A 14,276-nucleotide genomic window follows, 5' to 3' on the forward strand; every position below is an offset into this window, starting at 1 on the left:
GGCGGCTATCCCCTTGTCACCGAACGGGGCGCCATGTTCGGTAAAGATGGCGGCCATCTCGCGACGCAACTCGGTATCCGACAACGGCTCCCACAGACTACCGCTATAGCTATAGACTCGCTCGGCCCCGATGTTGAGCGCCACCTGCCCCAGCCGCTCCACCAGCAGGACGGCCCGTTGACTGGCACTCATCTTGTCAATCATGGGGGTTGGTGGCTGGTGCTTAGGGGTATCCGCAAGGAGCTCAGGGTGGAGCGGGATTACGTTCGCCCCCTCCTCCTGACCCGCCTCTTGGGGTTGGCTGGTGGCCTGTGTGGTGCCGGCGCTCATAATTGCCGCCTTGGTTGCGGTCAGCCCGTAGGTTTGGTGATGGTCGTTCCAGTCGCCAGATACAGGCGGCAGAGCCACTAACCCACCCACCGCGGCGGCGGCTTGTTCGGCCTTGGCTCTGCCTGGGTTGCCCTTGGTCGCTTCGTCATTGTCACCACAAAGCAGGATCCGGGCCTCTGGGTGCTGGCGGCAGGCGATTGCGGCCACTTTAGCCAAGTTGCCGCAATCCATGGCGCAATAGACCGTTGCCCCAGTAGCCAGATACACAGAAAGCCCAGTGGCGTAGCCTTCCACCACGGCCACCAGCTCCCCGCCCTCAATACGGTGATAGGCTCCGGCCTTCTGGCCACCTGCCAGGTAACGCTTGGTGCCGTCCTCCCGGATAAGCTGAACGTTCACCAGTTCGGTGGCCTCATTGATCAGAGGAACAACCAAGCTTTCCGCCGGGAAGTTCTCGCCCCCCTCACGGATCAAGGTGCGGTTAATCGTCCCGTGGGGCCAGTGTAGGTGCTTGCGTACCAGATAAGGGGCTTGGCCCGGCTCACAGTCCCGCATGATGGTAACGGCCCGGCGGGCTGCCTTCCTGCATCGCTGCTCGTCCTGCTTGCGTTCGGCTTCGGCCCTGACCTGTTGTTGCTGGTGGATGCGCTCCCGTTCGGCAGGAGCCAGTCCCCCAGCAGACAACCCCACCAGAGGGGCCACCAGTGCGGCGGCCTCCTTAAGGGTTTTGTTCGTCACTCGGCACACCAGATCCAGCCCATCCCCGCTGCCGCACTGTGAACAGATGAAGGTGCCGCGCCCGCCCTTGTCATCGAGCCGGAACCGGTCACTGCCACCACAGGCAGGGCAGGGGCCATGCTTGCCATGATGCGGGGTGTCGATACCCACGGCAGTCAGCAGATCAGGCCAGTGGCCCACTGCGGCGGCGAGCACATCAGAGACAATCCTTGTTGGCTGGCTCATATCAACGGATCCCCCGCAACATGTGTCGCATCAGCAGTACGACTAAATGTTCTTTGCGCTCGGGATAGGCCATATCGATATCAAGCAGGGTAGTGTTACACCGCTCCAGATAAGCCAGCAGCTCAAGCTGATGGGGGTCCAGGTGGTGACGCATCTCCCCTTGAAGGCCACGGATTGCCAGCCAAGATTTGCTATCCATTCCCAATACGATCCAATTGAGCGTGTCGGCCTCGCGATCGTAGTGGCCTTCCTCCGTCTTTTTTCCCAAGCGGTCGCGTCGTTCTTTCAAGGCATCGCACATCAGGGCGTGGCTGTCCTTGCGTAAATTCTTATGCGGTTTGACCAGAAGGCGCGGCTCATTCGCCTTTATGCCCGGATGGGCACTGTAATCTTTCAGGGCATAGAGCAGCAGGGCGTGATAGTCCCGGTCTGGTTCAGATTTATCGTGCTCCCCATTCGTAGCAACAACCAAAGGCTCTTCACAGGCGCTGAGGTAGTTCCGCATACAACGGGCCTTATCGCCTTTCTCTACCTGTATCACCCCAATTGCTGTGTTGAACGTGAAGAAATATTCAAAGCGACCGTGATAGCCAAAGGTTTGGACATAATCGGCCTCATTTGCCATGTCCAACTCAGCAATGCGCATTTTGATCCAGGTGTTGAAGCGAGTTCGTGAGTCAAAGAAGGCATGAAGCTCGCGGGCGCTGACGGTCAGAGCCAGTTTGCCTCCTATGTGATGTTCATAGATTGGCACCATGTAGGCCAGCGGGTGGCTGATTTTGGGCAAGGCTTCGCCCTGGGGGGTAAGCCCCTCTTGTTCAAAGTTCATGTGAAAACTCTTATTTGACTGGCTGATAGCCCTTAGGAATGAGAATGGAGAAAGTAACCAGATGGCGTGCTACTTGCTCGTGTGGCAGGGGTTAAGCCCCGGCGTTTTTCAAGGTTGTGGTCCTCATTATGTTCCTGAGGGGGATGTCTAAGAAAATCCTTAATGGCGGTATGAAACTTCTCATTGCTGATATGAATAATCACTTCACCAATGCGGTTGAAGTCACCATGGACAGCATGGTGGGCGTCGGCTATACGCTGGGTCCACCGCTTAATGATCTGCTGCTTCCCCTGGTCATCCCCTCCCTCAGCACATGTAGATTCGTATGGCACAACGCAATCCAGAAGAGCTTCCTCTAAAGTACGCAGCCAGTGTTCCATGAATTTCAGCCCATAGGGACTGATATCGTCCCCCTTAAGTGCCAGCATTGCACACAAGGTACTTGCTGCACGAAGTTCCCCTTTCGTGTCTACAGGGTTTGCCACCTGATGCCGGGTCACCAGTTCCTGCTCGGTGGATCCACATTTAAACGATGAAATTACAGTATCTTGAATCATAAAACCGCTCATGCGTTGCTCTACACTTTTCCCTGCTTGACTCATCATCACACTCTCATTCATGCGGCATTGCTTTTTAACAAGATCCATGCAGACACCTTCTCTGCATCCCATGCGGTAACCCGCTCAGAAAGCTTCACTGGTGCTGGAAACGTGCCTTGCTTTACCTTTCTCCATAGGGTGGAAGCAGAGAACCCCAGATAGGGGAGAAGTACGGACTGGCGAATAAAACCTGCAGTCGGAAGGGTATATCTTTCGGGTTTGTGTGCCATTCAATGGGACCTCTCGGCATTCGACGAGACGGCACCTTACATGAGTTAAAGAGGCAATTGTGAAATGGAGAAAAAATTTATTGCTGTTGCACGCAAAAGAGGTTTTTCAGCGTTTTTCTCATGTTTTTTGGGCGCGTCGGCTGCCAATTTGACGAAGTTTAATTCCATCTCCAGTTAGTGAAAAACACCTTTCCAAAGTTGTCGGGCCACCTCCCCCACGAGCGGAGCTGTGGCCATTTGTGACACTGTGGTATATCCCGGGTCAGGTTGCGGAGATAGAAAATCTGTCTAGGAGCAGTAGAAAAACCCCTTCCCGCCTTGCTCCCAGCCAATCCCGATTTCCCTCCGATCTATCCGTAAGAAAGGCAGGAGCTGGAGATCCTCGGTGTCGCCACTCTCGTGCTCCACAAGATCAATTAGGGACAAGTCATGCCAAATGCCATTGTAAGAAACGGAATGGTCTGACGTATCGAAAGCGGCTTATTGCACTCAATCCGACAGATGGTGATTCCGCTTTAGTATTGACCTTGGATATGACCCGGTTTGGGATTTCGCGCATAATAGCTTGTCATTTGGGGCTTTGCTTGATCGCAGCTCTGCCAATTACAACGGAGGCAAGGATGGCGTCTGCAGAACACGACTATCAGCGTTTTATTCAATGGCTTCATCGGCCTGGCAGAGAGATATCAGAGGACGTGTACCGTTTTGGGCGGCTAGTGTTGGACAACTTTGCAAGTGTCAGCGCAACTACCCGTTATCGGAGCCAGCGATCGGTTCATTTGGTTGATCTGGCACGCCAGCACTTCACCACGACTGATCCGGGCCAACCTCAGCTGGGTGCCACCGCTGCAGGGGCTGGATGGAGTTGGCAGAAATTGTGCGCTCTCTCGCTTGGACCATTTAGGGGCTTTCGGAATTCTGAGGAGTTTGATCTCGCACAACGCATCGTGTTGTTTTATGGTCCCAATGGCAGCGGGAAGACCAGCCTTTGCGAAGCGCTCGAGTTCGCCCTACTGGGAACTGTGGACGAAGGCGCACAGAAGCGAATTGATTCCACCCAGTACCTACGCAACATCCATGAAGGCCGATTTGTACCTCCTCAGCTAGCGGCATTAGACGCACATGGGCAGCGAGTTGTTGTTCGATCGGATGCCGATGCGTATCGGTTTTGCTTCATTGAGAAGAACCGTATTGACTCCTTCTCCAGGATTGCAGCAAAACCTGCCGGCCAGAAGACAGAGCTGATAGCCGCTCTGTTTGGTATGGACGACTTCAACGAGTTAGTTAGTCAGTTTAACGAGTCAATTGATGCGCAGCTCTCGCTTGTGCCTGTTCAAGGTCAGGAGCTCACACGCCGACGTCAAGCAATAGTTCATGATACCGAACTACTTGCTGGTGAGGCAGCCAGTATTGCTCTCTTCGATCAGGTTGAGCGGGAGTACGCTGAGGCTTTCCAGAGCGGATTGACGTATGCGCAGTTGCAACAGGCCGTCGGTTCTGCCGAAGTTCCTGGCCGATTGCAAGCTTTGATAGAAACATTGAACCAACCAGCACCTGCCCTGTACGGTATCCGAATGCAAGACCTCCTTTCTGCATTTCATGCTGCAGATGAGGCTCACCAGCTGGTTGAGGAGCTTGCTGGTCAGCTGGCAGTGCAACAGGATGGTGCCGCATACGAAGGCCTCTACACTGCTGTCCTTGATGTACAGGCACTTTCTCCAGACCATTGCCCTGCATGCGAGACTGCAATTTATGGTGAGCGACACGTCCATACTGATCCTTTTATAAGGGCTGCACAAGGTCTGGAACATCTGCGGGAACTGACTCAGCTCAAGCAGCAGTACCAAGCAGCAATTGATCAACGGCAAATTGCATCAGATGCATTACTTGCTTACTTCGCCAATTTTGCCCAGCGCGTTGGAGCTACAGTTGAAAGTGAGCGCGAGGTGTTTCGCTATCTGGCAAATCCAGGGGTTCAATCCGGTACGGCATGGTGGAAGGCAGGGTATAACCCTGTTGCCGGAGGTTTGTCACTGGCACAGCAGGCGGTCAACTATGCACATGAGCTCGAGGAAGCGGATGCCGCTACTCAGCAAAGTCTTGAGCAACGTGCACAACTGATTGCTGAGCGGGATCGTCTTTCAGATGCCCGCATCGCATTGGCTGAACATGCCGCTAGACGCCAACAAGCTAGTGCGATCATTACAGGGGCTCGTCAGCGCGTCGAGGCCTTTGAAACGCTAAACTCCGCACTGATCGCAGCTGTTGCGGAGGAAGAAACACACATTGCCGCAGAGGCAAGAATCCAATCTGCCTACAACGAATTCTTGGGCTTGCTACGACATTACCGCTCTGAGTTGCCGGGAACGTTGATGGCAGGCTTGAACAACTTGGCTATGGAGCTGTACAACGAGTTCAATGTCCGTGATGCAGCGGAAGACAAACTGGCTGCGCTTCACCTGCCTGTTACTGGGGACGGTCGTATCGAATTGAGCTTCCAAGGTGCTCCACAAGTGCGTGTTGATGCACTTCAAGTTCTGAGTGAGGGGCACGTCCGGTGTCTGGGGTTGGCTATTCTGTTAGCGAAAGCTTCTAACATTCAGGCACCTACGGTGATCTTCGATGATGCGATCAATGCTATCGACCATGAGCATCGCCAGGGGATTCGGGAGACACTGTTTCAGAGCGAGCGCTTTGCCAATACGCAGATCATTGTGACCTGTCATAGCAATGAATTTATCAAAGACATCCAGAACAATGTTGACCGTGCCCATTGGGTGTCTTATACCCTCCGTCATCACACTGGGGATCATCATCCACGAGTCCTGCGGGATTTGCCGCCACAAGCCTATCTTGTAAGCGCCAGAGTCGCTGTCGACCGAGGAGATCATCGTGGGGCTCTTCAACCATGTAGGCAGGCGTTAGAACTGCTCGCTAACAAGGTATGGCGATGGCTCGGGCAGTGCGATCTAGGTGTAATAAGTGTCAAGTTGGCAGGCATGGGAGATCAGCCCGTACTACGAAATTTATGCGAAGGTCTCCGTTCAAGGCTGAATAGTGCGCGCACATTCGATCACCCCGACAAACAGCCTTTGCTGAATGCATTGGATCAGATCCTCGGAATACCTGAGCAGACATTGTTATGGCAGTACTTGAACAAGGGCACTCACGAGGAGCAGGACCGGGATGACTTTGATGAAGGGGTGGTCGAGCAATTGGTTGCATTAATGGAGGGGATAAATTCCTTGAGACTACGCAACCGTTAAAAGTGTTCATTGAAACCAGGAATGCTGCCGGCTGCAAAATTAGTAGGGGAATGATGCTGACCGGCAGCACCAAATACACCACCCAAAACAACACGGCTACTGGCATCAGGCATGCATGTCCTGTTTTCCCATATCTGGCGAGACTGACGCCGTCTGATAGAGTGGCTACCACTCTGCCTTTCCTACTCGTCATGGCTCAAGGCCGCTAGTAGCTGCGAGATGGCCGTTAGCGTGGAGCTGACATTTGTGCCCCCACCAACTGCTCAGCATGCTGCTGCACTAGGTAGGTTCGCGCCAGTTTAGGGTCCTTACACCCCAACCAGGCGTCGTAGTCATCCTGCGACACTATGACCAAGCTCCGCTTCTCGTCCCCTGGTTTGTGCATTCGCCGCAGCAGTGGGTGCGAGTCGGCATTGATGGTGAGCTGGGAGAAGCTGAAGGTGCAGCCCTGTTCCTCCTGCCACGCCCGCCAGATGCCGGCCACTGCGAAGGGCATGCCGTCGGCCATGCTGATCCGCCAGCGCTCCGCTCTGCCGCTCTCGTAGCAGGGCTCGAACAAGCAGGTCATGGGCACCAGGCAGAGATTCCCCTGCAGCCAGGCACGGCGGTAGGTCGGCTTTTCCCCTACCGTCTCGGCCCTGGCATTCATCGGGGCGTAGTGCTTGTGGCCAAACGGCACCTTCCTCTTCGGCACCATCCCATAGCTGGCGATCACCGCCTGCCGCCGGCCGTCTCGCTGGATCAGGATCGGGGCCTGATAGTCCTGCCACACCTCCTCCTTCCAGTCGTATCCAGGGTCATCAACCCCGAAGTATTCCACCAGCACCGCCTTGGTGGTCGGGATGTAGTTGATGCACATGCGCCGCCCCTCCATCGTATGAGAGCCCAAACTCACCTGGTCGGCCTCTGCCAAGCATAATTGGCCACGAACCCCCTTGCCTTGCAAGACCCGATCGCCGACCAGTGATCTTTCCGGATCCCTAAGATAGAATAACTGTACGTTCATACAGTAAAAATCACCATGATTCCCCATGCTATCGATGCACCTCTCATCGAGATCCCCCTGTTCCTCACCCCTGCCGCCTGCGGGTTCCCCTCCCCGGCTCAGGACTATGTGGAACAGACCATCGACCTCAACCAGCACTGCGTCTCCCACCCGGCGGCCACCTTCTATGTGAAAGCCAGTGGTCATAGCATGGTGGAAGAAGGTATCAACGACGGCGACATGCTTGTCATCGATCGCGCCATCACGGCACGCCACGGCGACATCGTGCTGGCCTGCCTGGATGGCGAGTTCACCGTCAAGAAGCTGCAGGTGCAGCCCGTCCCCGCACTGCTGCCAGGCAACCCCGATTTTCCGCCGATCTACCCGCAAGAAGGGCAAGAGCTGGATATCTTCGGCGTCGTCACCTTCGTCCTGCACAAAACCCGGCGAGGATAGGCCATGCCAACCGCCATTGCCCTAGTCGACGTTAACAACTTCTATGCCTCCTGCGAGCGCTTATTTCGCCCCGACCTCAGAGGGGTGCCGATAGTCGTGCTCTCCAACAACGATGGCTGCGTGGTTGCCCGATCGGCAGAGGCCAAAAGGTTGGGGGTCAAAATGGGGGTGCCCTACTTCCAGATCCGCGAGGTATATGAAGAGCAGGGCGGCATCTGGTTCAGCTCCAACTACGTCCTCTACGGCGACATGTCGAACCGGGTGATGACCACCCTGGAGAGCATGGCCCCAACAGTCGAGGTCTACAGCATTGATGAAGCGTTCATCGAGCTCGGGGAATCTTGGGCTGGCGACCTGCTGGCCTATGGCCGCCAGATCCGCGCACGGGTACAGCAGTGGACTGGCCTCACCGTCGGAGTCGGTATTGCGCCGACCAAGACCCTGGCCAAGCTGGCGAACTACGCCGCCAAGAAGTGGCCGGCCACCGGCGGCGTGGTGGATCTGCGTGATGAGGGGCGCCGCGCCAAGCTGATGGCCATCACCCCGGTTGAGGAAGTCTGGGGGATCGGGCGCAAACTGACAGCCAAACTGACGGTCCAGGGCATCAACACTGTAGCTGACCTGGTAGTGGCCGACCCCAAGAGCCTGCGCCGTCAGTATGGAGTCGTCGTCGAGCGCACCGTGCAGGAGCTGCGGGGGATCCCCTGTGCCGAGCTGGAGCAATTGGTCCAGGCCAAGCAGCAGATCATCTGCAGCCGGAGCTTCGGCGAGCGCATCACCGACTTTGTCCCCATGCGGGAGGCACTGGCCGGCTACATGGAGCGGGCTGCCGAGAAGCTGCGTGCCGAGGGGCAACGGTGCCGCCACGTCACCCTCTTTATAAGGAGCAGCCCCTTCTCGGAGCGGGAGACCTATTACGGCAACCAGATATCGACCCGGTTGCAGACCCCCACCTCAGATACCCGCGACCTGCTGGCTCTGATTGAGCCGCTGCTGCGCCGGATCTGGCAAGATGATGTCCGCTATATGAAGGGGGGCGTCATGCTGGCCGACTTCACCCCGGCCAGCATGCACCAGGGCGATCTATTCGCTGCCCGGCAGCGGGATCCCCGCAGCGAGGCACTGATGACGGTGATTGACCAGATCAATCAGGGAAGACTGGGGAAGGTCTACTTCGCAGCTCGTGGCCGGGACTCTACGGATTGGATGATGAAGCGGGAGCAGCTCAGCCCTCGCTACACCACCTGCATCAGCGAGCTCCCGGCGGTGAAGGCATGAATTTGACCAGCTTGGTCAGCTGCTGCAGGATAGACGCCAACTTTGGAGCCGGCGGCAAACTCTATGTACACCTACACACCAAACTGAGGTTCGCCATGCTTTAATAGCAACGTGTTAATCTTATTGACATCTTGGATAAGATTACTTCGCGATTCATCAACACTCATAGACGATGGAGCACCTAACTTACCAACAATGACATGACGGCGTGCCCACATTACAGCCCCTTCGGGTTGTTCGTCTTTCTTTTGGGCACCACAATCAAGTCTGTAGCCGCCTATAACCCACCCTGATTCGGTTAAGTATTGAATTTCCCATTCGTTACTTGCAGCCATAGAACGTTCCTTTTAGATATTTATCTTCACATAATGCACAAAGCAACACACGTTAGTGCGTCCAGCATCTAAGAACGATGCTGCCTTTTCATATTATGCATTTAATTCTTCCTTAACTCTCAAATGGACGCTTGAAAGCTCGGCTCTTGAACGAGCATCTAGCCTACTATAACCAGCTTCGTGCGCCTGTACGACTTCAAATGTTTGATACCAAGCGTTTGAGGGCCCCACATAGACTGAATCAGATATTTCATCAAATTGATCAGCAGTAATATCAATAATTTCTGAGTTACGTTCAAGCCAAGCATGACTGTTTCCATTCTCGCAACAGCCAACTACGTATTGAAAGCTTCCGTAGCCTAGCTCTCTAAGTAGTTCAGCCAAAACTTCGCAAGTATCACCGCAAGCACCGCGCGGAAAATTATTGAAGGTTACCGGAAGATTTGACTTATTCATTCTCTCGAACGCAGCTCTAATTCTCAATAGATCGTCTCTCATAGGTTCCCCGATGCATAACGCCTCATTTTTCAGAAAAATGTATCTGCGCACAGAAAAATTTATGTGTTTTTTCCATATTTCTTTGCATTCTCAGCACAATGTGCTTTTACTTCTTTTAACCAAGCATCATACCAATACCAAGTTTTTGCGACTTGCACGCCAAAATTATTCCCCTTATCCTTGGCTTTCTTTGACTGCCACAGCACTGTGTGCTGATGCTGATTGAATGCAGAGTAACCCATTCCACTAATAATTCTTACTATATCACTAGGTAGATATTTTTGTTTTTCTTTCTCTTTAATTAGAACGTATTCCTTATTCAGCTTTTCTGCCTCCGGGGAGTTCGCTGGAATAAATTCAATTACTTTATCAGCTTGCCCTTTATGGTTTACTGACTTTGGAACATATAAAACCCGATATGAATATCTTAAATCATTGTATTCGTCTTGCGGAAGATCCGAGTCGAAACCATTAATGTAAGATGATATATTTTCTGGTAAATCAGAGAATTCTTTAAGTTGGTTAGCATGTTCCTCTGAAATAGATGAGAACTGGAGAGAAAATGAAAGATGTTTATCTATACCAAGACCCTCATCGAAAAGAGACTTAATGTATTTATTAAAATTTAAACAACACGCCTGAAATCTTGCGCTAAGATAGTCATCAATTCTTGTTGTCATTTGGTGTTCGACTTCATGTCTTAGCCCTATCAGAAATTTTAAATTAGATTTGGCCACTTTATCAATAGGACAAGAACGGTCATCCAAGCAACGCTCAAGTTCCCAATGCTTGTCCGCTCCTTTTTTTGTTTTGTGGTATCGCTTCCTGTTACCTTTTTGATCATAATAACGATACTCAACATTTATAGAACGATAGTAAGCATGAAGTAAGTATGTCCATGCTATGTTTGACAAAACTATAAAGCTTTCAGATTTAAATTGTATATTAGGGTTATTAAATATTTGAACTGCTGCAAGCATTGACTCTCTGGACTTTGTCAAGAGTTCCGTTTTTATGGACCCAATTTTACGATTTCGCTTCGTCATTTAGTTTCCTTACTAAATTCCAGATCACATTTTTTGCTTATTAGCCTAATGTAGCAGAGCAAACTTATGGTAAAGTTTATGCAGCAAACTACAATGTAGCGATGCGTAGGCAGTTGGGTCCAAGCATAACAGATTGTTACATGCCCAATTTTTCTACAAAGAACTCTATAATTCTATCAATATCCCTTGAAAAGACCATGATCTCAGAATCCGTAAAATATTGTTCAGTCTCATGAATCATGATATTTCTCACTTTGTTTAGTGTTCTAATCTCCTTAAACATATTGGGTTCAATTAGACCATAATTTATCAATGCTTCTTGATTCTTATATAACATTTGTTTTTCTCTCTTAGGCAATTCAGCGGGAAGTACCCCATGCTTAACCAAGAGTTCAATTATTAAAGATTCGAGTATTTTCCATTTTTGTATGAAACTGCCAAATACAACACTTGAATTACTTGCTGCAATTTCAGCGAGATCTTCTTTTTCATCTTCACTGATAGTTATCTTATCCAAAGATTGGATTGCAGTTAGAAGCTTTGATTTCACTTCATTTACTAGCTTTTCTGTTTGCTCATAATCTGGTTTTGTAAATGTATTATTGTGAGCAATCTTACATCTGAACTTGTATAGTTTTTCCCACCTAACCTTCAAATATGAACCTTCACAATCTACATTAGATTGAAAATACCGTTCCCAATTTGATCTAGGAATGAAATCATACATTTCATCTACGCTAACCTTGTCAGTGTCAATTTCAGATATTTTTTTAATGAGAGCTGTTATGTCAAGCGTTCTATACTCATCGAATAGAAAGTTCGATAGTTGAATAAAATCTGTTTCGTAAAGGTAGTTAATATTCGTATCTATATTATCTATGCGAGATGTTCTCTTCAGCTCTTCTGGCACTGTTTCTTTAGTCCAACCAATACCGACGGTAGTAAGCATAAATTTAGTTATTAGCTTACGCATCAAGTTCTCTATTTCGTAGATCATTGGATAACTACGAGATGAATAGTAGAAACTGATGTCATCCCACAGTGTCTGAACACTATTTTTACTGTTCATGTGCAGGATCTTCTTTAGCGACCTACAAAGATCTGAGAAATCAGATAAGACTTCTTCATCACAAACTAACTTTATATGAAAGAATTTGTTATTTTTATTGGTATTTTCTCCCTCTTGTAGTTCATAGCATACAGAAATGCCTCGGAATTTAATTTTATCTCCGCTAATATTTATTTCAGAGTCGGACTGCAGGAAGTTCTTAAATGACTTAGTATTTCTGCAGAAAGTACTCTCTGAGTCGATTATCACTAAATACTCGACTTTCAAATCATTCTCCCTAGCGTGATGAGTATGTAACTGTGATCAGAAGGAGGGTGGTATTAATCCGATAGTTGAGCCTTTATATAAACCCACCCTTTCCTTATGACCGTCACTGAAAAATTACTTTTAAATCATCATATTACCAGACTACCACTAATGTCTAGCCGTATTCGCTTGAGTTCCTATCTTAGCCCTACCATTTACTACTGTTAAAACACAGCTAAGGTACTGAGTGTGACAACGTGTAGACGGCAAACTTCACGCCGCCGTCACCCGCTTGTAGAACGTAGCGACCTCGCTCTCCTGCACATGGCACCAGGCCAGCACCGCTTGATAAAGCGGGTACCATTGTCGCTCCCACTCACCACGGCTCAAGGTGCCCAGCAACGGTTCAACAGCGCGTCGGATCTGCGTGCCTGGAATAGGGCGAAGGCCAGTACCGCCACAACGGGGACAAGGCTTATCGATGGGCTTGCCGTGTAATCGGGATGCCTCCATATCCCGCACGTTCCCCCGCCCCTTGCACTGGCAGGCCGCCCCCGGCGTATCTGCGGTGCGGCAGTAGTGCTGCACTGACACCGCAGCGATCGCCTTCAGTGCCATCCCTTGGCCGCGTGTCTTGATACTCCCCACATACCTAGGTGCTAGCTTGCTGCACTCGGCCATCACCCCGATCACAGCCTTGTGATGGCTGGCCTTGTCCTTGGTGTAGCGAGCCATCATCAGCGCCAATCCCACCCCTTCATATTTCTGCACCAACCCCAGCGCCCCCAGCACATCGGCCTGAGTCAGGTGAGAGGGCCCGGTAGAGCGGGACTGGATGGCCTGGATCATCGCCGAGCGGGGTTCCCCTATCGAAAGCGCATACTCGAGTCGCATCAGAATGCCTCCAGTGACCAGTTGGCGCCTTTGCGCTGTACCCCGACGAAGGTGAACATCCAGTGCTGCTTAGCGGCCACCTTGATCTTCACCCGGGCATCATCCTCCCAGAACCCCTTCACCTCGTGCAGCTCGATCAGCCCATCCCGGCGCATCACCATGAAGTCGTGGGTGTAGAAGGTTTTGTCGGCCAGCCGCAGCTTGAGCGGCTCAAACTCGTAGTGCAGCACCTCGTAGTGGCACTGCAATTTCACTTGTTTTTACAGGTTAGCTAAGCGATTGCCCTGGGTTCATCGGGCAGTAGGTAATAAAACGCCCCAAACTGGACTGTCTAAATTGGTTGGCAGGTAAATGTGGGCCATTGGCCACATGTCGCAAGGACGCGGATTTAGCATTTCACAAAAAAAAACTTGGCTGCCATTTCCTCAATTGCCATAGCGCACTCAACTGACATCTTTTTGTCTCCCAAAGGACACCGAAATGACGTTATCAGGTTTGCCTGAGGGCCGGGCAACACTCGCTTCAATGAAGTCTCCCCATCGCAGAAACAGAGCCTTCAGCTTGTCAGCCATAGTGCCCACTTGATAAGTACGTATCAGCCTGTCTTTCGGTACATGGTTTAGCATCAGCTCGATCAAGCGCTCGGGGGCATCCAGATATTCAGCAGCCCCTGTTGCCACGCTCCGGCGCAGATCGTGTGGGCTGAATGGCTCGAGTTCGGCCAGATATTTCATTCGGACGCGCTCCAACGCTTTGGTTACAGCATCCCCTGAAATGGGGTGTCCGGCTTTGCTGGTTGATTCAAAGACAAAGGGGCTCTGTGATAACGGCTTTTGCATCTCGATAAGCTCCAATGCCAATGGGCAAAGGATTACAACGTGGGAGCGTTTGTTCTTGGTCTTGGGAATTGTCCAGCGGTCGCCGTTGAGTTGATCCCAGCGTAGCCCTACGGCCTCAGAACGTCGTACAGCAGTCAAACATATCAGGCGCAGGCAGTTCGCTACTGACAACGAGAGAACTACGTTAGAGGCAATCCCACGGCCACCAGCCGCCACGGCACCACCTCCAGCAGTCGCTTGTTCAAGAGCTACCCAAAGTAACCTCAATTCATCCTTGGTTAACCAACGTTCACGGGGTGGTGGCTCAGAGATCCCCTCATTTTTAGAGACTCAAATAATTCCAAGTGGGCGGGTATATAAGCGGTGTTGCTTCAGGTAGTAGATAAATTTATCCATCAACAAGACCGCATTGG

At 51.4% G+C, this 14,276-nt stretch carries 15 protein-coding genes; 3 read left to right on the forward strand and 12 right to left on the reverse strand.

Features of this window, described 5'->3' with window-relative positions; translation table 11 throughout:
* From ACB039_RS20490 to ACB039_RS20505, 4 genes are all read right to left on the reverse strand, one after another.
* Window positions 1–1,293 (reverse strand): primase-helicase zinc-binding domain-containing protein (locus tag ACB039_RS20490; RefSeq protein WP_371166328.1); only part of this gene is annotated, 1,293 nt, incomplete at its 3' end.
* Between the two features lies 1 nt (window position 1,294).
* Complete coding sequence (locus ACB039_RS20495) at window positions 1,295–2,122, reverse strand: antA/AntB antirepressor family protein (protein WP_371166329.1); 828 nt, start codon at window positions 2,120–2,122, stop codon at window positions 1,295–1,297.
* A gap of 32 nt (window positions 2,123–2,154) precedes the next feature.
* Window positions 2,155–2,769, reverse strand: coding sequence for a hypothetical protein (locus tag ACB039_RS20500; RefSeq protein WP_371166330.1), 615 nt, complete (start codon window positions 2,767–2,769; stop codon window positions 2,155–2,157).
* Entirely contained in the window at window positions 2,739–2,951 is a 213-nt protein-coding gene (locus ACB039_RS20505; protein WP_371166331.1) for a helix-turn-helix transcriptional regulator, read from the reverse strand. Before ACB039_RS20505 ends, ACB039_RS20500 begins: the two co-directional genes overlap by 31 nt.
* Window positions 2,952–3,571: 620 nt before the next feature.
* On the opposite strand from ACB039_RS20505, the gene ACB039_RS20510 reads away from it, so the two are divergent.
* The gene (locus ACB039_RS20510; RefSeq protein WP_371166332.1) at window positions 3,572–6,217 is read left to right on the forward strand and encodes an AAA family ATPase; all 2,646 of its coding nucleotides are present in this window, start codon (window positions 3,572–3,574) and stop codon (window positions 6,215–6,217) included.
* A gap of 226 nt (window positions 6,218–6,443) precedes the next feature.
* Here the strand turns inward: ACB039_RS20510 and ACB039_RS20515 are convergent, their stop codons facing one another.
* Complete coding sequence (locus tag ACB039_RS20515; protein WP_371166333.1) at window positions 6,444–7,076, reverse strand: SOS response-associated peptidase family protein; 633 nt, start codon at window positions 7,074–7,076, stop codon at window positions 6,444–6,446.
* A gap of 162 nt (window positions 7,077–7,238) precedes the next feature.
* On the opposite strand from ACB039_RS20515, the gene umuD reads away from it, so the two are divergent.
* Together umuD and umuC are read left to right on the forward strand one after the other, a co-directional pair.
* Complete coding sequence (umuD, locus tag ACB039_RS20520; RefSeq protein WP_234675744.1) at window positions 7,239–7,658, forward strand: translesion error-prone DNA polymerase V autoproteolytic subunit; 420 nt, start codon at window positions 7,239–7,241, stop codon at window positions 7,656–7,658.
* 3 nt (window positions 7,659–7,661) lie between these two features.
* On the forward strand, window positions 7,662–8,936 hold the full coding sequence (gene umuC, locus ACB039_RS20525; RefSeq protein ID WP_371166334.1) for a translesion error-prone DNA polymerase V subunit UmuC: 1,275 nt from the start codon (window positions 7,662–7,664) through the stop codon (window positions 8,934–8,936).
* Window positions 8,937–9,007: 71 nt separating this feature from the next.
* Here umuC and ACB039_RS20530 read toward each other — a convergent pair whose 3' ends face one another.
* From ACB039_RS20530 to ACB039_RS20560, 7 genes are all read right to left on the reverse strand, one after another.
* On the reverse strand, window positions 9,008–9,271 hold the full coding sequence (locus ACB039_RS20530) for a hypothetical protein (RefSeq protein WP_371166335.1): 264 nt from the start codon (window positions 9,269–9,271) through the stop codon (window positions 9,008–9,010).
* A 93-nt stretch (window positions 9,272–9,364) separates the two neighbouring features.
* Complete coding sequence (locus tag ACB039_RS20535; RefSeq protein WP_371166336.1) at window positions 9,365–9,769, reverse strand: hypothetical protein; 405 nt, start codon at window positions 9,767–9,769, stop codon at window positions 9,365–9,367.
* A gap of 59 nt (window positions 9,770–9,828) precedes the next feature.
* Window positions 9,829–10,815 carry a DUF3644 domain-containing protein gene (locus tag ACB039_RS20540; RefSeq protein WP_371166337.1) on the reverse strand — a complete coding sequence of 329 codons (987 nt, stop codon included), beginning with the start codon at window positions 10,813–10,815 and terminating at the stop codon, window positions 9,829–9,831.
* A gap of 136 nt (window positions 10,816–10,951) precedes the next feature.
* Window positions 10,952–11,788, reverse strand: a complete 837-nt coding sequence (locus ACB039_RS20545; RefSeq protein WP_371166338.1) for a hypothetical protein — start codon at window positions 11,786–11,788, stop codon at window positions 10,952–10,954.
* A 615-nt stretch (window positions 11,789–12,403) separates the two neighbouring features.
* Window positions 12,404–13,024, reverse strand: a complete 621-nt coding sequence (locus ACB039_RS20550; protein ID WP_371166339.1) for an antitermination protein — start codon at window positions 13,022–13,024, stop codon at window positions 12,404–12,406.
* Window positions 13,024–13,278 carry a hypothetical protein gene (locus ACB039_RS20555; RefSeq protein WP_371166340.1) on the reverse strand — a complete coding sequence of 85 codons (255 nt, stop codon included), beginning with the start codon at window positions 13,276–13,278 and terminating at the stop codon, window positions 13,024–13,026. The genes ACB039_RS20550 and ACB039_RS20555 overlap by 1 nt, the downstream gene beginning before the upstream one ends.
* 189 nt (window positions 13,279–13,467) lie before the next feature.
* Window positions 13,468–14,079: a site-specific integrase gene (locus ACB039_RS20560; RefSeq protein ID WP_371166341.1), complete on the reverse strand. Its 612-nt coding sequence runs from the start codon at window positions 14,077–14,079 to the stop codon at window positions 13,468–13,470.
* Window positions 14,080–14,276 lie beyond the last annotated feature (197 nt).

Source organism: Aeromonas sp. S2(2024) (genome assembly GCF_041402505.1).
In the GTDB taxonomy this organism is placed as follows: Bacteria; Pseudomonadota; Gammaproteobacteria; order Enterobacterales; family Aeromonadaceae; genus Aeromonas; species Aeromonas media.

Coding starts and splice junctions, on each gene's coding strand:
- ACB039_RS20495 (WP_371166329.1), bottom strand. CDS start 2,122: ATGAACTTTGAACAAGAGGGGCTTACCCCCCAGGGCGAAGCCTTGCCC.
- ACB039_RS20500 (WP_371166330.1), bottom strand. CDS start 2,769: ATGGATCTTGTTAAAAAGCAATGCCGCATGAATGAGAGTGTGATGATG.
- ACB039_RS20505 (WP_371166331.1), bottom strand. CDS start 2,951: ATGGCACACAAACCCGAAAGATATACCCTTCCGACTGCAGGTTTTATT.
- ACB039_RS20510 (WP_371166332.1), top strand. CDS start 3,572: ATGGCGTCTGCAGAACACGACTATCAGCGTTTTATTCAATGGCTTCAT.
- ACB039_RS20515 (WP_371166333.1), bottom strand. CDS start 7,076: ATGTGCATCAACTACATCCCGACCACCAAGGCGGTGCTGGTGGAATAC.
- umuD (WP_234675744.1), top strand. CDS start 7,239: ATGATTCCCCATGCTATCGATGCACCTCTCATCGAGATCCCCCTGTTC.
- umuC (WP_371166334.1), top strand. CDS start 7,662: ATGCCAACCGCCATTGCCCTAGTCGACGTTAACAACTTCTATGCCTCC.
- ACB039_RS20530 (WP_371166335.1), bottom strand. CDS start 9,271: ATGGCTGCAAGTAACGAATGGGAAATTCAATACTTAACCGAATCAGGG.
- ACB039_RS20535 (WP_371166336.1), bottom strand. CDS start 9,769: ATGAGAGACGATCTATTGAGAATTAGAGCTGCGTTCGAGAGAATGAAT.
- ACB039_RS20540 (WP_371166337.1), bottom strand. CDS start 10,815: ATGACGAAGCGAAATCGTAAAATTGGGTCCATAAAAACGGAACTCTTG.
- ACB039_RS20545 (WP_371166338.1), bottom strand. CDS start 11,788: ATGCGTAAGCTAATAACTAAATTTATGCTTACTACCGTCGGTATTGGT.
- ACB039_RS20550 (WP_371166339.1), bottom strand. CDS start 13,024: ATGCGACTCGAGTATGCGCTTTCGATAGGGGAACCCCGCTCGGCGATG.